16 protein-coding genes are annotated in these 20231 nt (G+C 63.8%); 3 read left to right on the forward strand and 13 right to left on the reverse strand.

The window, feature by feature from the left end; all coding sequences use genetic code 11:
- Positions 1-19: 19 nt before the first annotated feature.
- Entirely contained in the window at positions 20-715 is a 696-nt protein-coding gene (locus LCF59_RS11840) for a DUF1028 domain-containing protein (RefSeq protein ID WP_292287758.1), read from the forward strand.
- On the opposite strand, the gene LCF59_RS11845 is transcribed toward LCF59_RS11840, so the two are convergent.
- The 6 genes from LCF59_RS11845 to LCF59_RS11870 form a co-directional block, all read right to left on the reverse strand.
- On the reverse strand, positions 702-1472 hold the full coding sequence (locus LCF59_RS11845) for a FadR/GntR family transcriptional regulator (protein ID WP_292287759.1): 771 nt from the start codon (positions 1470-1472) through the stop codon (positions 702-704). The genes LCF59_RS11840 and LCF59_RS11845 overlap by 14 nt on opposite strands.
- 91 nt (positions 1473-1563) lie before the next feature.
- Positions 1564-4608, reverse strand: a complete 3045-nt coding sequence (locus LCF59_RS11850) for an efflux RND transporter permease subunit (protein ID WP_292287761.1) — start codon at positions 4606-4608, stop codon at positions 1564-1566.
- A 10-nt stretch (positions 4609-4618) separates the two neighbouring features.
- The gene (locus LCF59_RS11855) at positions 4619-5650 is read right to left on the reverse strand and encodes an efflux RND transporter periplasmic adaptor subunit (protein ID WP_292287763.1); all 1032 of its coding nucleotides are present in this window, start codon (positions 5648-5650) and stop codon (positions 4619-4621) included.
- Positions 5651-5829: 179 nt separating this feature from the next.
- The gene (locus LCF59_RS11860; RefSeq protein ID WP_292287765.1) at positions 5830-7326 is read right to left on the reverse strand and encodes a TRAP transporter large permease; all 1497 of its coding nucleotides are present in this window, start codon (positions 7324-7326) and stop codon (positions 5830-5832) included.
- Positions 7323-7907 (reverse strand): TRAP transporter small permease, encoded by a 585-nt coding sequence (locus LCF59_RS11865; protein ID WP_292287767.1) that lies wholly within the window; start codon positions 7905-7907, stop codon positions 7323-7325. Before LCF59_RS11865 ends, LCF59_RS11860 begins: the two co-directional genes overlap by 4 nt.
- Positions 7908-7979: 72 nt before the next feature.
- A complete protein-coding gene (locus tag LCF59_RS11870) occupies positions 7980-9014 on the reverse strand; it encodes a TRAP transporter substrate-binding protein (protein WP_292287769.1) in 1035 nt (344 codons plus the stop codon).
- Positions 9015-9567: 553 nt separating this feature from the next.
- Here LCF59_RS11870 and LCF59_RS11875 point away from each other — a divergent pair.
- Positions 9568-9909 (forward strand): RidA family protein, encoded by a 342-nt coding sequence (locus LCF59_RS11875; protein WP_292287771.1) that lies wholly within the window; start codon positions 9568-9570, stop codon positions 9907-9909.
- On the opposite strand, the gene LCF59_RS11880 is transcribed toward LCF59_RS11875, so the two are convergent.
- Both LCF59_RS11880 and LCF59_RS11885 read right to left on the reverse strand, forming a co-directional pair.
- Positions 9900-10877, reverse strand: coding sequence for a 2-dehydropantoate 2-reductase (locus LCF59_RS11880; protein ID WP_292287772.1), 978 nt, complete (start codon positions 10875-10877; stop codon positions 9900-9902). The genes LCF59_RS11875 and LCF59_RS11880 overlap by 10 nt on opposite strands.
- Before the next feature lie 118 nt (positions 10878-10995).
- Positions 10996-12525, reverse strand: a complete 1530-nt coding sequence (locus LCF59_RS11885) for an acyl--CoA ligase (RefSeq protein WP_367273394.1) — start codon at positions 12523-12525, stop codon at positions 10996-10998.
- Between the two features lie 162 nt (positions 12526-12687).
- On the opposite strand from LCF59_RS11885, the gene selD reads away from it, so the two are divergent.
- Complete coding sequence (gene selD, locus LCF59_RS11890) at positions 12688-14850, forward strand: selenide, water dikinase SelD (RefSeq protein WP_292287776.1); 2163 nt, start codon at positions 12688-12690, stop codon at positions 14848-14850.
- Here the strand turns inward: selD and mnmH are convergent.
- The 5 genes from mnmH to LCF59_RS11915 are packed head-to-tail and all read right to left on the reverse strand — an operon-like array spanning position 14832 to position 20163.
- A complete protein-coding gene (gene mnmH, locus LCF59_RS11895) occupies positions 14832-15887 on the reverse strand; it encodes a tRNA 2-selenouridine(34) synthase MnmH (RefSeq protein ID WP_292287778.1) in 1056 nt (351 codons plus the stop codon). The genes selD and mnmH overlap by 19 nt on opposite strands.
- A 5-nt stretch (positions 15888-15892) precedes the next feature.
- Positions 15893-16471, reverse strand: coding sequence for a membrane integrity-associated transporter subunit PqiC (locus LCF59_RS11900; RefSeq protein WP_292287780.1), 579 nt, complete (start codon positions 16469-16471; stop codon positions 15893-15895).
- Between the two features lie 16 nt (positions 16472-16487).
- Positions 16488-18941, reverse strand: coding sequence for an MlaD family protein (locus tag LCF59_RS11905; RefSeq protein WP_292287782.1), 2454 nt, complete (start codon positions 18939-18941; stop codon positions 16488-16490).
- Positions 18938-19573, reverse strand: a complete 636-nt coding sequence (locus tag LCF59_RS11910) for a paraquat-inducible protein A (protein WP_292287784.1) — start codon at positions 19571-19573, stop codon at positions 18938-18940. The genes LCF59_RS11905 and LCF59_RS11910 overlap by 4 nt, the downstream gene beginning before the upstream one ends.
- Positions 19540-20163: a paraquat-inducible protein A gene (locus LCF59_RS11915; protein ID WP_292287824.1), complete on the reverse strand. Its 624-nt coding sequence runs from the start codon at positions 20161-20163 to the stop codon at positions 19540-19542. The genes LCF59_RS11910 and LCF59_RS11915 overlap by 34 nt, the downstream gene beginning before the upstream one ends.
- Positions 20164-20231: the final 68 nt, after the last annotated feature.

Genomic DNA, 20231 nt, shown 5'->3' on the forward strand with positions numbered 1-20231 from the left:
GGTGATAACAGGATTGCAGATGACCATTTCCATACTGGCTTTCGATGAAAAAAAGGGCGCTTATGGCGGTGCCGCGACCACCGGAAGCCTGTGTGTTGGCGGTTGGGTCCTGCGCGGCGATGCCGAATCGGGACTGTCGGCCTCGCAAGGATCGCTGCCCAGTACCTTTTGGGGCACCGACGTTCTGACCCTCATGCGTGGCGGGACCGACGCGGCGGCGGCCGTGGCCCAGGTCACATCCGCCGATGCGGGCCGCGCCGAACGTCAATTGGCCGCGCTTGATCCGGCAGGGCAAACCGGGCATTTCACCGGCAGCAACAGCATTGCCGTCGCTGACGCCCGGACCGCTCCGCATGTGGTGGTCACCGGCAATCTTCTGACCTCGGGCTCGGTTCTGGATGCCTGCCTCGACGGATTTCTTGCCGCAACGGGTCCGCTCGACACACGCCTGCTGGAGGCGCTCGACGCGGCGTCACGTGCTGGCGGGGACAGCCGGGGGCTGTTGTCAGCGGCGCTCTTGATCGTCCGCCGCTCAGATCCGCCGATGACACTGCGTGTGGACTATTCCGAAACGCCGTTGACCGATCTGCGCGCATTGCATGCGCGGGCCACATCCGGGCTCTACGCGGATTGGCTCGGCCATGTGCCCACGCTTGACGATCCGCAGCGCAGCCTGCCGTTCCAATCCACCGACCGCCCCGTCACTCCGCGATAAACCGTTTCATGACCTCGGCTTCCTGATCCTCCATCAGGTCGCGTGCCATTTTCATATGGCTCTCCATCACCTGTCGCGCGGCGGCGGCATCGCCCGATCGCAGCGCCGCGATGAGCTGCAGTTGATGGTCGCGGCCGCGTCGCCACAGGTCATGGTTGGGCGCCGCGTACAGGCGCTTGTAGACCGTCAGGTCGGTGAGGATCTGCGCCATGAAGCCAATGAAGAACCCCAGCAGCGCGTTGTCGCCGAAATCCGACAAACGCGCATGAAACCGCAGCGAGGCCACATGCTGCGCGCGCTCGCCCTCGGAATCCTCGGCAGGCACCGCGTAGGCCTTCATGATCTCGTCCAGCTCGGCGAGCTGCGCCTCCGTCAACCGGCCCGCCAAGGAGGCCGCCAGTTCCGGCTCCAGCGACAGGCGCAGGGCATAGACATCCGCGATGGTGAGGTTCTGGAAATAGAAGTAGTTCGCCAAAAGCGCGTGTGCCCGCTCGCGTGACACCTCGCCGACGAAACTGCCACCACCCGGGCCGGTCTTGGTCTCGACCAGGCCCTGCGCCTGAAGGATGCGCATCGCCTCACGGATCGTGCCCTTGGACATCTGGAACCGCGCGATCAACTCCGCTTCACCGGGCAGCCGATCGCCGGGCCTCAGCCCTTGTTCGACCACCCAATCCTTGATCGCCTCGGCCACGCGAACGGGGCGCGACCGGCGGGGCCGACGGGCGGAGCTTTCAGGTGGGGTGACGGCTGTCATGCGCGATAGGCCCGGATATGCCTGCCCCGAAACGGGCAGTCGCGCCATGCAAGCAATTTATCATGATGAATTCAAGTCTTCGCAAACCCCGTCATGCCGCCTCCTGCCGTGATGGTGCCGCACTGTGCATGAAGAACGCATAGTAAAACACCGGTGCGGCCACCAAAGTCAGGATCGAGGCAAAGGCCAGACCGCCCATGATGGTGACCGCCATCGACCGGAAAAACGCATCCCAGATCAGCGGCGTCATGCCGAGGATCGTTGTCGCGGCGGCAAGGATCACCGGCCGCAAACGCGATGTCGATGCCTCGACAATCGACTCCTTCAATGTCTGCCCCGGCCTTTCGGCGCGCACCAGGTCAATCTCTTCCACCAGAACGATCCCGTTCTTGATCAACATCCCCGAGAGCGACAACAGACCTAGAAGCGCGGTAAAGGTAAACGGGAACCCGGTCCCCAAGAGCGCAAGGCTGACCCCGTTCACCGACATCGGCACCAGCAGCCAGATGATCAGGGGTTGCCTGAGCGCGTTGAACAGCAGCACCGAGATCACGATCATGATGATCAGGCTCATCGGCAATTGCCGCCCAAGGCTTTCCTGCGCTTGCGAGGAGCTTTCAAGCTCGCCGCCCCATTCCATCTTGTAGCCGGACGGCAGCTCCATGTCCTCGATCGTCTGGGTCACCTCGGCCTGCACCTGCGCCGCCGTGAGGCCCTTGACGATATCGGCGCCCACGGTGATCGTCAGCAGCCGGTCGCGCCGCTTCAACAACGTGTTCTGCGCCTCGAAGGTCAGACCGTCTGTCACCTGTTCCAGCGGCACGAAGCTTTGCGCGTTCTGCGAATAGACCATGTGATCCGTCAGAGCGAGGTTATCCTCGGGTTTGGCGCGCAGCACGATGGGGATCTGCCTGTCGCCTTCGCGGTACACGCCGGCATCGATACCCGTGGTCGCAAAGCGCAGGATCGACGTGATGTCGTCGCGGGTGATCCCGGCCTCCTGCGCGCGGTCCGTGGCGTAAACCGGTTTCAGGATCAGTTCCTGTTCGCGCCAGTCGATGCGTGGCGTCACGATATTGTCCGACGCCTCGGTCAAGCGCGCCATAGCCTCATCCGCCAGATCGCGCAGCATGTCCGGGTCCGAGCCGGAAAACCGCGCCTGGATCGGGTCGCCGCCACCGGGGCCAAAGGCCAGCCGCTTGGCGCGGAATTCCCCCTGCGGCACGGCCCGCGCGGCAAACGCCTCGAGATCGGAAATCAACGGCGGAATCTCTTCGATCGTGTCCGTTCTGACGATGATATGGCCGTAGCTCGGGTTCGGATCTTCCGCCTGGTAGGTCAGCATGAACCGGTCCGCCCCCTGCCCGACAAAGGCAGTCGCGGACACCACGTCCTCCTGCCCGGCCAGCCAGTCTTCCAACACCCCGATATCGCCCGAGGTCTCTTGAATCGACGCGCCCTGGTCCAACTTGTAATGAACAAAGAACAGCGGCGTGTTGCTGTCCGGGAAAAACTGCTGCTTGATCTGGCCGAACAACATGAAGCAGACCACGGTGATCGCAACCAGGGCGGCAATCACCAACCACCAGACCCGGAGCGCTGCGCGCAGGGTGCCGGCATAGAGCCTGAAAAACACTCCTCCATAGGCATCCTCCGCGTCGCCACTGGCCCGCTTGAAAAAGTAATGCCCCAGAAGCGGCGTCGCCGTCAGCGCGAGCACCCATGACAACAGCAGCGAAATCCCGATGACCGCGAACAGCGAGAACAGGAATTCTCCCGTCGCGTCCGGGCTGAGACCGATTCCGGCAAACGCCATGATCCCGATCACCGTCGCGCCCAGGAGCGGAATCTGCGTCTTGCTGGCGGCCTCATCCGCTGCCGCCCGGCTGTCCTTGCCGCGTCGCATGGCGATCTGCATGCCTTCGGCGACCACGATGGCGTTGTCCACCAGCATCCCCATCGCGATGATCAATGCGCCCAGCGAAATGCGCTCCATCTCGATGGAAAAGACCGACATGAAGAACAGCGTGCCCACCACGGTGAGAAGCAGCGTCACCCCGACGACGATGGCCGCGCGCCAGCCCATGAACACGGCCAGCACGACCACCACGATTGACACCGACATGGCGAGGTTGACCAGGAAGGCGTTCGAGGCCTCTTCCACCACGACATGCTGCTGGTAGACCGGCTGCAACTCCACGCCGACAGGGATTTGTGGCGCCAGCTCGTCCAGCTTGGCGTCCGCGCGCTTGCCCACATCGACGATGTTCTCGGTCCCGATGCCGGCCACACCCACCGTGAAGGCCTCGACCCTGTTGTGCCGGATCAGCATGTCGGGCGTTTCCTCACGCGCCCGCCGTACCTCGGAAAAGTCGAACAGGTTCAAAAGCTCGCCGCCGACCCCCACCGTGAGGCCGGCAATCTCCTGTACCGTGTCATACCCGTCCGGGCCTTGTATGAGGGTTCTGCCATCCTCGTCCTGAATCGATCCGCCATCGACCACGGAATTGGCTGTCGCCAGCGCGCCCTGAATGGCCGATGGCGGCACATTCAGATTGGTGGTCAAGGCCAAGTCAGGCTCGACATAGATGACCTCGTTCGGCACGCCGGACAGGCTTACATCGGCGACGCCATCGACAGTCAGCAATTCACGTCGCAGAAAGGTGGCAAGGTTGTTGATCTCGGCATCGGAAAACCCGGGGGCCGTGACGGCATAATAAATGCCGTAGACATCCCCGAACCCTTCATTCACGAAAGGCGTCCCGACCCCGGCCGGCAAGCGTACCGAACTGACCCTGTTGCGCAGCTTGGTCCAGATCTCGGGCAATTCCTCGCCGTCGTACTGATCCTTCATGTCCACGGTGATCCGTGATTGCCCGGGTCGGTTGACAGAGCGCACCTCTTTCATCTCCGACATCTTCTGGATCTCGGATTCCAACGGCTCCGACACCTCGCGCGCCACCTGCGCGGCGCTGGCACCGGGGTATTCGGTGACCACGACCGCTGTCTTGATGGTGAAGGCCGGATCTTCCAATCGGCCAAGGGTGAAGAACCCCCAGATACCGCCAAGCAGGGCCGCAAGCATGATCAGCCACGTGAGGATCGGGCGATCAATGGAGGCTTTTGCAATATTCATGGCGCAGCACTCAGTTCGGGAATCCGGTGAACCGTCTGACGCGGTCCCCGTCTGCCAATTGGCTCGCCCCGCTGGCGACGATTTCCTCGCCCGGCTCCAGCCCCGCGATCACGCGCACCTCACCCCGGATCGTCGGCTCGACGGTCACGCGCCTGCGCGCGACAGTGCCTTCTTCTGCACCAACGGGTGTGAATACCAACACCGTGGGTGCGCCATCATTCATCGTGCCGACCGCCGATGCCGGGATGCGAATATCCTGCGTGCCGGCGTCCAGTGTCGCATAGACCGTCACCGACGATCCCGGCAGGATCCTCTTGCCCTCGGGTGGCTCCATGCCCAGGGTGATCTGGTAGGTCTGGCCAACCTGCGAGGTCTCCGCGTTGAATTCGCGCGGCGTCACCGGGTAGCGCTCGTCACCGGTGGGAAACTTTGCCCAAAGGTCGACCCCCGGATCGGTGCCCGCTCTTTGAAACAGGATTTCCGGCACTTCGATGTCAATGCGCAGCTCCGACATGTTGTGCAACCGCGCCACCGGCGTTCCGGCCGATATGGTCGAAAAGTTGGCCACGTTGCGCGACGCCACAAGCGCGTCGAACGGCGCCAGCAAGGTCGCGTTCTTCAATTCGCGTTCCGCATTCCGCACCGAGATTTCCGCCAATTCAAGCGAGGTCTGGGCATCATCCACTGAAACCTGGCTCACCGTGCTTCCTTGCAGTTTCTGCAGTCGCTCCAGCGTCCGCTCCGCCTGGTTTCGCTGCACCCGCGCCTGATCCAGCGCCAGCTGAAAGGGTTCAAGATCAAGCTGCGCAATCACGGAATCCTCGTTGATCCGGTTGCCTTCAATGAGGGGCAACTTGACGATTTGCCCTCCCACCTGGAAGGCCAGGTCAACCGTTTCCTTGGCGACGACATGCCCGAAAAATTGCCGTGTCATGGCACCATCGACCGCCGTCACATTGATGATCTTGGCCAGCCGCATGTCCTGCGCCGCCCCCATCGTCGGGCCGACCAGCAGCAAGAGGCAAAACAATAGGCGGCGCATGGCGAAACTCCCGGTCTCTGTCACATTGGCAGGGAAACGACCTTTGTCACGGGACGTTCCACGCCTGATGCGCGTCAACTAAACCGAACAGTTCAGTTTGACACGCCTCAATTGCACCGAAGACGTGAAAACCCGCTGTGCGCCTGTGCACAGTTGCAATATCGCAGCGCGATGAAGGATCAGTAAAGCCAGAACAGCGTGATCGCCGGGAACATCACCAGCAGGATCACCCGCAGGATATCCGAGGTCACGAACCAGATCACTGCCTTGTAGGTCTCCATCATCGGCGTGTCGCGATCCATCGAATTGATGATGAACAAATTCATCCCCACCGGCGGCGTGATCAGCCCGACCTCGACCACGATCAGGACAAGGATACCAAACCAGATTGCCACCCATTCCGCTTCGATCCGGTTTGCCATTCCCTGTGTCACACGAATATCAAGCGCCTGCATCTGCTCGCGGGTCAGCTCTGCACCGGTCGCCAGCGCCGCCTCGATCGAGGCCAGCATCTCTTGCCCCATGCCGTTGACCGCCCCGGCCGCCAGCGCCTCGCGCGCGGCATCCGCCTGCATCGCCGCCAGATCGACAAAGCCGAAATCCATCACCGATATCACCGGGAAGAAGATCGGGATGGTCAAAAGGATCATCGACAGGCTGTCCATCAAACACCCGAAGACAAGGTAGAAGAGCAGGATCAAGGACAGAACCATGAACGGGCTCAACCCCATGTCCACAACCCAGTTCGACAGTTCCTGCGGCACCTGGCTCAACGCGAGAAAGCCATTGTAAAAAGACGCCCCCAGCACGATGAAAAAGATCATCGCGGTGCTCACCGCCGTCTGGATGATGCTCTGCTTGAACACCGCCCAGGACAGGCTGCCCGACACCAGCGCGATCAGCCCGGTGCCCGCCGCGCCAACCGCCGCGCCTTCGGTCGGCGTGAACCAGCCAAGGTAAATCCCCCCGACGACCAGCGCAAAGACCACGAGCACCGGCCACACGTCAAGCAAGGCCCGCCAACGCTCTGCATAGGGCACCGGCGCGCGCATTCCCGCCGCCTCCGGATGCCGCCGCACATAGATCGAGATCGCGATCATGTATCCGAGCGCAGCCAACAGCCCCGGGACAAAGGCCGCAAGGAACAGCTTGGCGATATTCTGCTCGGTCAGGATCGCGTAGATGACCAGGATCACCGATGGCGGGATCAAAATACCCAGGGTGCCCCCCGCGGCCAGGGTCGCCGTCGAAAAACCGCCGGAATACCCGTTGCGGCGCAACTCGGGCAGCGCCACGCGGCTCATCGTGGCGGCAGTGGCCAGCGACGACCCGCAGATTGCGCCAAAGCCGGCGCATGCCCCGACCGCCGCCATGGCAACACCCCCCTTGCGGTGGCCAAGCCAGGACTCGGCCGCCTTGAACAAGGCCGATGACAGGCCGGACAGCGTGGCAAACTGGCCCATCAACAAGAACATCGGGATGATCGACAGCGAATAGCTTGAAAAGGTCGAATAGGTTTCCGACTTGAGCTTGGCCAAAACCACGTCCGGGCTGCCCAGCGACAGCCAAAGCCCGCCGATCCCGCACAGCAACATGGCCAGCCCGATCGGGGCACGCAGGAATATCAGCACCAGAAGCACCGGGAAAGACCAGAGGCCCAGCTCCAGAGGGCTCATGCTCCCTCCGCCCCGCTGGCGGGCAGGATATCGCGCCCCGTCGCGGCCCTCAGCACGCGACCAACGGCGCAATATACCGCCGTCAGAGAGGCCACGACGGCTGCGACAAGGCTTGCTGCATAGGCCCACCAGATCGGGAATTGCAGCAGGAACGTTGTCTCGCCATTGCTGATCTTGTCCATCATGCCCACGCCCAGCCGCCAGGTGATCACCACGATGGCTGCCGTCAGCACCACCTCCCAGAATGCCACTAGCCAGCGGTTCAGCCGCTCCGACAGGCCGGAGGTGAAGATATCCACCGTCGCATGGCCCGCATAAAGCTGGCAGACCGGCAGGAAGGCGAAGATCGCAAAGGCAATCCCGGCTTCGACCACCTCGAAATCACCGGTGACCGGCCCGACGCCGGTGCTGATCAGCACATCACCCGCCCGCGCGGAAATCGCCGCAAGCCAGTTGGAATGGCCGATGCTGTTGAGCCCGCGGCCCAGGACAGACACGCAGGTCAGCAAAACAAGGAGGCTCAAGACACCGCCCCCCAGCACCGCCATGGATCTTGCAAGGCGTTCAATCGCCGTGGTCATGCCGCCCGCCCCTTGTCGTCCTGCGTGCCACCCGCGCCATCCGGAGCCGGCCCCCGGGTCGCGCGGCGCTTCCTACTGCGTGCTGTGCTTTTCAAGCAGCGCGTTTGCCCGCTCGACAAGCGCAGCACCGTCCAGACCCTTTTCATCCATCTCCGCGATCCAGTCATCCCTGGTCACTGCGGCGGCTTCCTGCCATCCGGCGGCCTCCTGGGCACTGATGGTGATGATCCTGTTGCCCGCATCCAGCGCTGCGTCGCGGGCCGGGCCGTCATCGGCCTGCATCTGCGCACCCGCCATGCGGCTGAACTCCGCACCGGACTGCGAGTCAATCACGTCTTTCAGGTCATCCGGCAAGGCCTCGTAAGCATCCTTGTTCATCGCAAGGATGAAACTGGTGGTATAAAGCGCGTTCCCCTCGAACTCGGTGTGGTTCTGCACCAGCTCCGCCACCTTGAGCGCGCCGGTCACCTCCCAAGGGATCACGGCGCCATCGACAACCCCCTTGGACAGCGACTCGGGGATAGCGGGTACCGGCATACCCACGGTGGTGGCCCCGAGATCCGACAACAGCTTGGTTGTCGCCCGTGTCGGCGCGCGCAGCTTCATCCCGTTCAGATCCGATGGCTCCAACACGGGATCGGTCGAATGGATCACGCCGGGACCATGCACCCAAACGCCCAGCACTTTGAAATCGGCAAAGTCCTGATCCATCATCCGTTCCTCGGCCAGGTCCCAAAAGGCTGCGGACATATCCCCGGCATCCGACATCAGGAAAGGCAGCTCGAACACCTCGGCGCGCGGGAAGCGACCCGGCGTATAGCCGGCAACGGTCCAGATGATATCGGCCACACCGTCAATCGCCTGGTCAATTAACTGCGGCGGCGTACCGCCCAGCTGCATCGACGGGAAATGCTGGATCTCGATCCGCCCATCAGACGCCGCCATGACCCGTTCGGCCCAGGGCACCAACACGTTCTTGGGCACATTGGCCTGCGCTGGCAGGAACTGGTGCATGCGCAAAGTCACATCCTGGGCAAATGCCCCGGTGGCAAGCATCGCCGCCACGGCGGTCGTGCCGGCCAGCTTCATGAAACCAATTTTTTTCATTGCCAAATCCCCCCGTTTTTCTGCGTCCATAAACACACGTCGCGGATGAAGAATCCATGAAAAATCTGCCCCGGCCCGATAATGCGCTTGGCCGTCATGAAACCCACATTCGCCGCCCGCGGCAAGCTGACCTGCCAAGCAGCACCGACGCGGCAACACGGCAGACATCGATCACCCGCCGCCGCTCCAGCCCGACGGCAAAGGTGATCGCCCCCGTCCTCTCGCGTCACGTCACGGGGCGGCACCGGCCTGTCCAGCCCGGCCCGATGATGCTCGTTCGCGTGATGACACGGTCCGCAGCTTCATCTTGCCCGAAAAACTCCGGGGGAGTCGCCCGGGGGGCGACGGGGGCAGCGCCCCCGAACCACAGCCCGGGGACAGCGCCCTCCACACCCTGCCCGGGATGCTCCCGCACGATCTCCGGCAGCACCCGGAGCCGCCAGTTGGCGCGCCCGTCCGATATCGCATTACGCCCTGCATCTGACCTGACCGCGCTGGACAATCCACGCACCACCAGCAAGTGTCAGCGCGAACACGAACAAGGAGACACCACATGATCGAGCGATTGGAAACCGGGCAACGGATGAGCAAGATCGTCAAACACAATGGCACCGTCTATCTGTGCGGTCAGGTCGGCGCAGGCGACAGCGTGACCGAACAGACGCAGGATTGCCTCGCCCGCGTCGATGCGCTGCTCGAAAAGGCCGGATCGTCGCGCGCGCAGATCCTGCAAGCCATCATCTGGGTCGCCGACATGGCGGATTTCGCCGAGATGAACGCGGTCTGGGATACCTGGGTCCCCGAAGGTCATGCCCCCGCCCGCGCCTGCGGCGAGGCCAAACTGGCCCGCCCCGAGCTCAAGGTCGAAGTGATAGTGACCGCCGCCTACGAATAAAGCCCGGCGGTCCGCCCACGAAGCTGCACCAGCGCCAGCACCGTGTCGATCGTCGGTGTTGGCACACCCACCACGCGGCCCAGCTCCTGCACCGATCCGACCAGCGCGTCGATCTCCATCGGACGGCCCTGGTCCAGATCCTGCAACATCGACGTACGATGCGCGCCAACAGCCGCCCCGCCGTCGATGCGCCGCTCCACGTCAATCGGGAATTTCACCCCAAGCGCCTCGGCGATCTCCTGCGCCTCGAGCATCATGCCCCTGGCCACGCCCCGCGTGCCCGCGTCGGTGCACAGCACATCCAGCGTCGCATGGGTCAGCGCCGAGATCGGGTTGAACGACAGGTTGCCCCAAAGCTTCACCCAGATCTCGTCCCGCAACCGTGGCCGCACCGGCGCCTTCAGCCCCGCCGAGGACAGCGCCTTCGACAGCGCCGTGGCGCGCTCCGATTTCGACCCGTCCGGTTCGCCCAACGAAAAGCGGTTGCCCTCGATATGCTTGACCACGCCGGGACGGGTCACCTCTGCGGCCGGATAGACAACACATCCCAGCACCCGGTCCGGCCCGAAGCCGTCCCATTGCGCATTGCCCGGGTCCACAGAGGCAAGCCGCGTGCCCTCATGCGCGCCGCCGATCTTGTGGAAATACCACCACGGCACCCCGTTCACACCGGAGACGATCGTGGTGTTCGGCCCGATCAGTGGCTGCATCTTGTCGACAATGGGCGGCACCGAATGCGCCTTCAAGGTCACGATCACATAATCCTGCACGCCCAGCGCCGCCGGATCTTCAGAGGCATTAACCTTAACGGCCGCCTCGTTCTCTTCCTCGATCAGCGTCAGCCCATTCGCCTGCATCGCCGCCAGGTGCGGCCCGCGCGCCACAAGGCTCACATCCGCCCCCGCCTGCGCCAGCTTTACTCCCATGTAGCCGCCAATGGCGCCCGCTCCGAATACGCAAATCTTCATCGCTCTCCCCGAAACGATCCGCTGGTCTATGGCGAACCGCTCCTCCTTCATCTTGCCGGAAAAAACTCCCGCCGGAGGCTCCGACAGGGGCCAGCCGGCGCATCGTCACATCTCTTGCTCAGGCCGATTCCACCAGCCCCAGCTTCTGTGCCAGGCCGATGCGCTGCATCTTGCCCGTTGCCCCTTTGGGGATCTCGTCAAGAAGGATCACCTTGCGCGGCACCTTGAAATCGGCCATGCGCCCGGCGGCAAAATCACGGATCTCGCGCTCGGTCGCCTCCGATCCCTCGACCAGCACGACCGCCGCGGCCACCTCTTCTCCCAGCTTGGGATGCGGCAGCGCGAAGGTCACCACCTGCGCGACGCCCGGATGGTCCAGCAAGACGCCATCCACTTCAAGCGGCGAGACCTTTTCGCCGCCGCGATTGATGATCTCCTTCAATCGCCCGGTCAGATGCAAAAAGCCGTCGGCGTCGAATGCGCCCTGGTCGCCGGTGCGGAACCAGCGTTTGCCATCCGCCTCGAAGAAGCTCTTGGCATTGGCCTCGGGGTTGCTTTCATAGCCCGGCGTCACGTTGGGACCCGAAATCACCACCTCGCCGGTGCCGTCGATCAGACCATTCTCGACCTCGTCTGCCACGCGCACCTCGGGGCCAGCGGCCACACCCACCGCGCCCGGCTTTTGCCGGTCGAAGGGGTTGCAGCACATCTGATGCGCCGCTTCTGTCATGCCATAAGCTTCGATCACCGGGGCATTGAACGTCTCGCGCAGCGCTTCCATCACTTGCCCTGGCAAGGACGCCGAAGACGACCGCAGGAACCTGAGCGGTACTTCTTCGATCACATCCGCGTTGCGCTTGGCCCGGCTCAGGATCGCCTGGTGCATGGTTGGCACGGCAGTGTACCAGGTTGGCTTTGCCTCCCGCATCCAGCCGAAGAACCGCAGCGCGTCGAACCCCGGCGCGCACCAGATCGATGCGCCGACCGACAATGAGGCCGACACGGCGGCCAGCAGCCCATGGATATGGAACAGAGGCATCACGTTCAGGCAGCGGTCGTCCGAGGCCAGATCAAGCGACGCCGCGATATTCCGCGCCGACGCGGCCACATTCGATTGCAACAACGGTACGATCTTGGGCCGCGAGGTGGTGCCCGAGGTATGCAGGATCAGCGCCACGGACCCCTCGCCCGGCATGTCCCCGGACTTGGGGTCGCCGCCCGCGCCATCGGCGCGCAGGGCAAACATTCCGGCCGGTGCGCCGTCGGACACGGCCGCGCGCAACACCGTCAACCCGAGCGCTCGCGCCGCGACAAGCGCCGGCCCGTCCTCGTCCTCGGCAAGCACGACGGCCTTGGCCCCGAGGTCTTCGAGATAGTACCGGTATTCATCCTCCCGATACGCCGGGTTCAGCGGTGCGGTGGTCGCCGCCTGCGCAATGGTGACAAAGGCCGTCGCCATCTCGGGACCGTTGGGCAGGACAATCGCAACCCGGTCCGAAGCGCCAATCCCCAGGCTGCGCAAATCCGCGCCGACCTGTTCCGACAGCGCGCGAAGCGCGCCATAGCTCAGCCAGTCGCGCCCCGGTGCGCCGATTGCCACGGACTCCGGATCATGCCCTCCCAGCAAGTCTTTCACGGTGTTTGCCATCATTCCCCCCAATGTTTTGCGCCGCTTGGTTCCGACATTCACCGAAAGGTCGGGCAATGAAAAGCCCCTCACCCACGAATAGGTGTCGAAACTTGACCCACCGTCGCATGGGCGCCGCCGCCACACCGTGATAGGTCGCGCGCAAAGACAAAGGACAGACCCATGCACCAACCGACCCTGCCGCTTTCGCAAGACCTCGTTCTGATCGGCGGCGGCCACACACATGCGCTGGTCCTGCGCCAATGGGCGATGAGGCCCCTGCCCGGAGCGCGTCTGACATTGATCAACCCCGGCCCGACCGCGCCTTATTCCGGCATGCTGCCGGGGTTCGTCGCCGGGCATTACAGCCGCGATCAGCTGGATATCGACCTGGTCCGGCTGACAGGGGCCGCGAACGCCCGGCTCATCATCGGGGCCGCGACAGGGATCGACCCTGCCAGCGGATCTGTCCGGATCGACACCCATCCGGCGGTGGGCTTTGACAGCTGTTCGGTCGATATCGGCATTACCTCCGACATGCCGAGCCTTCCCGGCTTTGCCGAATATGCCGTTCCCGCCAAGCCACTTGGCCCCTTCGCCGCCCGCTGGGAGGCGTTCCGCGCCGCGAGCGGCCCGACACGCGTGGCGGTGATCGGCGGCGGTGTCGCCGGATCAGAGCTTGCCATGGCGATGGCACATGCCCTGCGCGGCCGCCCGGCGACGATCCATCTGATCGACAATTCCACGATCCTGTCGACCCTGCCCGCCAAAAGCGCGCAGCGCCTGCGCGACGCGATGAGATCCCTTGAGGTTGTCCTGCACGAAAACGTCCGGGTCACCCATCTAAGCGAAAACACCGTCCATCTGGACGGCGCCCGCAGCATCCAGGCCGACTTTATCACCGGGACCGCAGGGGCCCGGCCTTATCCATGGCTTGCCGAGTCCGGTCTTGAAACCCATGACGGGTTCCTGGTCGTCAACGAAAAGCTGCGAACGAGCGACAAGCGCATCTTCGCTGTCGGCGACTGCGCATATATGGCCCATGCGCCGCGCCCCAAGGCAGGCGTTTATGCCGTGCGCCAGGCGCCTGTGCTCTTTCATAACCTGACTTCCGCGTTGTCCTCTGGTGCGCTGAAATCCTATAAACCGCAAAAGGATTACCTGAAGCTTATCTCGCTTGGTGAAAAATCGGCCCTTGGCGACCGGTTCGGGGTCAATTTTGCCGGTCCCTGGGTCTGGCGCTGGAAAGACAGCATCGACCGCAAATTCATGGCGCGGTTCGACACCCTGCCCAGGATGCAAACGCCGCCCTTGCCCTACCCGCGCGCCAAGGGCAGTACGGCGGCACTCGGTCCGAAACCGCTTTGCGGTGGCTGCGGCGCGAAGCTGGGGCGCGATGCACTGGCACAGGCCGTGTCGACGCTGCCGCCATCACACCGGGGGGACATCGTCTCCCTGCCCGGCGATGACGCGGCGGTCTTGACCACCGGCGGCGCGCGCCAGGTCTTCACCACGGATCATCTGCGCAGCTTCTGGGCCGATCCCGCCGTCATGGCGCGCATCGCGGCGCATCATGCGCTGGGGGATGTCTGGGCAATGGGCGCCGATCCGCAGGCGGCAACCCTGTCGATCACCCTGCCCCGCCTGTCCGACCGCTTGGGGCAACGCAGCATGACCGAAATCCTGACAGCGGCCGACCAGGTTCTGCGCGAGGCCGGTGCGGCGATTGTTGGCGGGCATAGCAGCATCGGTGATGAGCTGACCATCGGCCTTGCCGTCACGGGGCTGTGTACGCGCGATCCGATCACCCTGGGCGGCGCGAAAGACGCGGCAGCGCTGATCCTGACAAAACCGATCGGCACCGGCGTCCTGATGGCCGCGGCGATGTCCGGCACCGCGCGCGGCGCCCATGTGGCCGCAGCGCTGGAGGCGATGCAGCAGGGCCAAATGGCGGCCTCGCATATCCTGCGCGAGACCGCAGAGGCAATGACGGATGTCACCGGCTTCGGCCTGGCGGGCCACGTGCAGAACATCTGTACCGCCTCGGGCCTGTCCGCACGGTTGACGCTCGATGCGATCCCGCTGCTGACCGGCGCGCTGGACCTGTCCGGACGCGGCGAACACTCGTCGCTCTATACGAACAATCGCGCCGGATTTTCAAATATTCCGGATACCCCGAAAACCCGGCTGCTGTTCGATCCACAAACCGGCGGCGGGCTTGTTGCGGCGGTTCCCGAGGCAAGGGCGGACGAGACACTCGCCAATTTGCGCGATGCGGGCTATCCCGATGCGACCCGGATCGGCTACCTGCACAGCGGCTCGCCGGGTCAGGTCTCCATCAGCTGAAGCGCCGCTTCGATTTCTGCGGCGACCGTTTCGAGATCGCCGGGCGACAGGCCCTCTGTTTCGACGCGTCCGATCACCTTTGGCGACATCGCCTTCATCGACTTTGCATAGGCCGGATCGTAGTGATCCTCCATCAACGAGCGCGTGAGTGCCCGCATATCCCCCGCAGCGCTTAGCGCGATCCACTGCGCCACCAATGCCTCACCGCGATGGGCTTTCAACGGGGCCAGCTTGGCATGAAGCGCCGCGCTGTCCGACAGGATGTCATCATAAGCGCGCACAAGGTACTCGGTCCGCGCGACGATGGGGGCGGACACTTCGATCCACGGGGCCTTTTTCATCCCCTGCCAAAGGCTCGGCGGGATCAGGAGATCGCCGATCTTGCTGCTTTCCGCCTCGACCAGAACGGGGCGCGCCGGATCGAGCCGGCAAAGCTGCCGGGCCACGGCGCTTTCGAACCCTTTCTGCGCGGGCTGCCCCCCCATGCTGCCCAGCAAGGACCCGCGATGATTGGCAAGCCCTTCCAGATCGATCACCTGCACACCCCGCTGCGCAAGATATGGCAAGAGCTCGGTCTTGGCAGTGCCGGTATAGCCGCCCAGCTGCACGAAGCGGAACGGCAACGCCTCGCGGTGCAGCATGTCCGCCACCAGCCGCCGATATGTCTTGTATCCGCCCCGAATGACCTCGGACCGCCAGCCGATTTCCGCCAGCAGCCACGCAAACGATCCGGACCGCTGCCCGCCGCGCCAGCAATAGACCAGCGGACGCCACGCGCCATCATGGTGCGACAGCGCGGTTTCGACGTGATGCGCTGCATTGCGGAACACCAGAGCCGCGCCGATCTTGCGCGCATCGAAGGGGCTCACCTGTTTGTAGATGGTGCCCACGCGCGCGCGCTCGTCATCATCGAGAACCGGCAGGTTGATCGCGCCGGGCACATGATCCTCGGCATATTCCGCCGGGCTGCGCACATCGATCACGGTATCGAACCCGTGATCCAGCAGATCCGGCAGGTTGGAGGGGGTGAACGCCATAATCGCTAGCGCATCAACCCGATCAGATCGTCTGCCAGCACCGCGAGTGCGCGGCCCTGCGCGGCCGTCACGGCAGACGGTGTGATCGCGGTCACAGGCACGGAGACGGCGAACCTTTCCACCCGTTCGCGCGGACGCCCCTCCACGGCGCTGACAGCCGCCTGGCCGGTGATCTCGAAGGTGCCGGACATATCCGCAAGCATCTTGTCGATCCGCACATCGAGCCGCGCCGACGGCCCGTCCCGAAGCGGCCAGGGTTCGGCCGCAACGGTCGCGGTGCTGCGTTCATCCAGCAATTGCGCCAATATGCCTGTCACCGCGCGGTCCGGGTCGTCGGCCCATTCCGCATCGCCAAGCGGGCGCAACGCGCCTTCGGCGTCGCGGACCAGAATGGCAGTACCGGACGCGTGGCCCGGCAAGGACACGTCCCGCAATTCCACCGTGCGCACCGCAACGCGCGTCGCCGCGTCGCCGCCCCGCGCCGGCGTATCGATCAGGTAGCGCCCTGTATCGCCCGCGGCGCAGGCCGACACCAGCGGCAGGGCCACGACAAGGGCAAGTCTGCGCAAGATCAATACGGTCATGGGGTCTCGTCCTTCCTCAACGCCCGAAGATCAGGGAATTCGGGCTGCGTTCAATTTCACGCGCCAGGTTCGAAATTGCCTTGGCGGCGCTTTGCACCTCGCGCAGAGCCGACAGGGTCTGCGTGCTGAAATCCGATCGTTCCCCGTAAGAGGTGATGACGGTTTCGGTTTCGGCCACCAATCGCTCCAGCCGCGCGGTAAGCTGCGGCAGATCCTCGACCGATTGCGCCACCGATCCGGCCGCATCCGAGGCCGATTGCAGCGTCGCATTCAGGTTTTCGACGACGCCACCGGCGCGCAATTCCGCCAGGGCAAGGCGCATCTCGGTCAGCGCGTCGTTCAAGGTTCCGGGCAAATCCAACGTCTCGTCGCTGCCCACGAGGGCATCCACCCGGTTCAGCGTGCCGGTCGCGCTGTCCACCAAGGCCTGCAATTCCAGTTCTTGCGCCTTGGTCGCGACGGCGTCGATCTCCGCCAACAAGTCCGGGATATCGGTTTCCGTGATCTGGCGCAGGTTCCGGGTAACGGCGGGGGCGTCCTGCGTGGCCGTGCTGATATCGGCCATCGCCCGGTCAAGATTGCGCAGCGAAGACCCCAGCGTCTGAACGGCCCCTTCTGCGCGCACATCGGCCACCACCTCGCGCACATCGTCAATCGCGGCGCTCACCGCGTCCGGGATGCCCTGAACGGCGTCCTGCGCAATCAGGGCGTCGATCCGGTTCAGCGTCTGCGTGGCACTGCCCACCAGGCCCTCAAGCTCAAGCGTCTGCGCGGTTTCGGCGACGCCTTGCAATTCGGCCAGAACCGCCGGGATCTCCTCTTCGGTCAGCTTGGTCAGGTTCTGCGTCAGCGCCGGCGCCTGTCGCGAGGCTTCGTTGATCCCAACCATGGCCTCGTCAAGACGGGCCAATGCGCTGTTGAGCGATGCAACGGCGCCGCCTTCGCGCACTTCGGCGACCAAATCGGTCAGGTCGGTCACCGCCGCGTCCAGTTGCGCCGGGATCGACTGGATCGCCTCGCTGCCGACGATTGCACGTGTGTCATCCAGCAGCGCCACGGCCGATCCGGGCATGCGCTGCAAATCCTCGTTCCGGGCCAGAGCCTCGACCGAATCCATCAGGCTGATCGCCCGCTGCATCACCTCCTCGATCGGCAGCGCGTTGATCCGTTCCAGCACACCTTCGGCGGTGGCAGTGAAATCCGACAGGTTCGATTCGACGCTGGGCAGGCGCGGAAGATCATTGTCATCTTCCCGCAGTCGGGCCGGCGCGACATCGTCCAGCACCACCAGCTCGATCCGCAGATCGCTGCTCAGAAGGCTCTCGGTCGCCAGCCGCGCCCGCATCCCGGAGTCCACCGCGAAGCGGAAGAAATCGACTGTTTCCTCGGGCGTTGTGCCGGCCTCGAGCCCCATCCGCTGCGGATCAATCGACACGTTGACCAGCAGCGACAATTCCGGACCGAACTGCGACTCGATCACGCGCGACCGCAATTCGGTGACAACACCAACCTCAAGGCCCTGATAGGTCACGTCATCTCCCGCTTCGAGCCCGTTCACGGATTCCGAGAACTGGATCGAGAACGGCACACCTTGCGCCGGACCGCGCACCAATGTGTTGCGGCGGGCATCCTCTTCCTCTTCATAGAGGTTGAACACATAGCCCGGCGGCAGCGGGTCGCCGTCGTCATACAGGTTGTCGAACTGCACACCCCCCGTGACCAGTGACGCCAGACTGTCGAAATCCACGGCAAAGCCGGATGTGCCGAAGGACAGCTTGAACCCGGAGGTATCCCAGAACCGCGTTGCCTGCGTCAGACGCGCGTCATGCGGCGCGTCGATAAAGGCATCGACCATGACCGTGCGCCCATCCGCGGACAGGCGCGGCGTTTCCAGCCGCCCCACCTCGACCCCGCGAAACAGCACCGGAGACCCGTTGGAAATGGTTGTCCCGTCATCCGTGGCCAGCGTGATCCGCTTGCCGGGGCGGCCCGGCTGGGTCAGCGGCGGTGAACTCATCCCGATGAAATCCCGCGCTTCGGCAGCCGGCTCATTGTCCCAGGCACCTTCGATATAGACACCGGACAGCACGGTGGACAGACCGCTGATCCCGCGCGCCGAGACTTCGGGGCGCACAACCCAGAACAGGGCTTCGGCATCGATGAACGGGGCGACATCATTGTCCACCCGTACCGAGACGATCACCCGGCCCAGATCGCTGGAAAACCCCACATCCTCGACCGTGCCGACAACGACCTCGCGATACCGCAGGGTGGTCTCTCCCGCGACCACGCCGGACGCGTTTTCGAACGAAATCTCGATCAGCGTGCCACGGTCGGCAAAGCTCTGCCATGCGATACCCAGTGATACCGCAAGCGCGAGAAACGGAATGACCCACACGAAAGACAGGTTGCGCAGCACCGACTTTTTCGGCGGCGTTACGTTCATGTCGGCAGGGGTAGGCTCGGTCAAACCGGTGCTCCTTCAGGCGGGGCATCCCAGATCAGTCTGGGATCGAAGCTATTGGCGGAAATCATGGTGAATGCAACCGAAAGCGCGAAACTCACCGCCGCGATACCGGGATTGATCGTGGCGACGAAATTCAACTGCACCAGGGCAGACAGGATCGCAACGACGAACACGTCGATCATCGACCACCGGCCGATGAACTCCACGAGTTCGTACAGGTGAAGATGGACGGAGGTGCCGGGTTTTCCACTTTTGACCCGCAGGGCAAGATACGCGATCGCGATGAACTTGCCGATCGGGATCACGACCGATGCAACAAAGACGATCAATGCCACCCCGATGGAGCCGTGGTCGATCAGATCGAACACACCGCCGACAATGGTGCTTTCCTGCGTTTTCCCCAGGGTGCTGGTGCGCAGCATCGGATAGACATTGGCCGGGATATAGACAACCATCCCGGCCAGCAGCCAGGCCCAGACCTTTTGCAGGCTGGCCTTGTCACGGCTGACCAGCGGTGTTCCGCACAGGTCGCATTGCGGCGTGCCCCTGGGATAGACATGGCCGCATTCCGCGCATCCCACCAGTCCAGCGGCGCGCGCGGTCAGGACGGGCTGCGCGCGTTCAACGTTTGCCATACCGTCACCCGACACATGAAATTGTCCTTTAGGATGGTGACAATCACCAACCCGACGAAAGCCCAGAACGCGGGTCCCAATGTGACCTGGGCCAGCCCCGCCACCTTGACCAGAGCAACCGCCACACCGATGATGAAAATCTCGGCCATTGCCCAGGGGCGGATCGCCTCGGCCAGCCGGAACGCGTCCCTGGCATGACGCGCCGGGCTCCAGCCCAGCGCCATTGGCGCAAAGACGTAGATCAGCGCGATGAACCGGATCACCGGCAGGACCACGATCAACGCCGCCACTGCAAAAGAGAGCGGCAACATCAACCCATCGGAAAACGCGAGGATGGCGTCAAAGACCGAACTCTTGCGCCCCAACCCATGCGTGCTCAGTTCAAGAAACGGAAAGAACACGGCAGCCACCATGAGGATCAGCGCGGTGGTTGCCAGCATCACGATCTGCGTCATCGCGTTTTCCCGCGGCGCCATGAGAACCGTGCCGCAGCGTACACATTTTGCCTGCGCGCCCGGGCTGAGCCGCGGCACATTGTGCAGCGCGTCGCATTTCGGGCAGGCGATCATGTTGGACAGCGAGTCGGGCATTTGGGTGTGATACGCGATCAATAGAGGTGTTAACAGTAGCGTCACGGCCAAACGTTCAGCACCCTTGC

This window comes from Marivita sp., from assembly GCF_020055675.1.
Classification (GTDB): Bacteria; Pseudomonadota; Alphaproteobacteria; order Rhodobacterales; family Rhodobacteraceae; genus Marivita.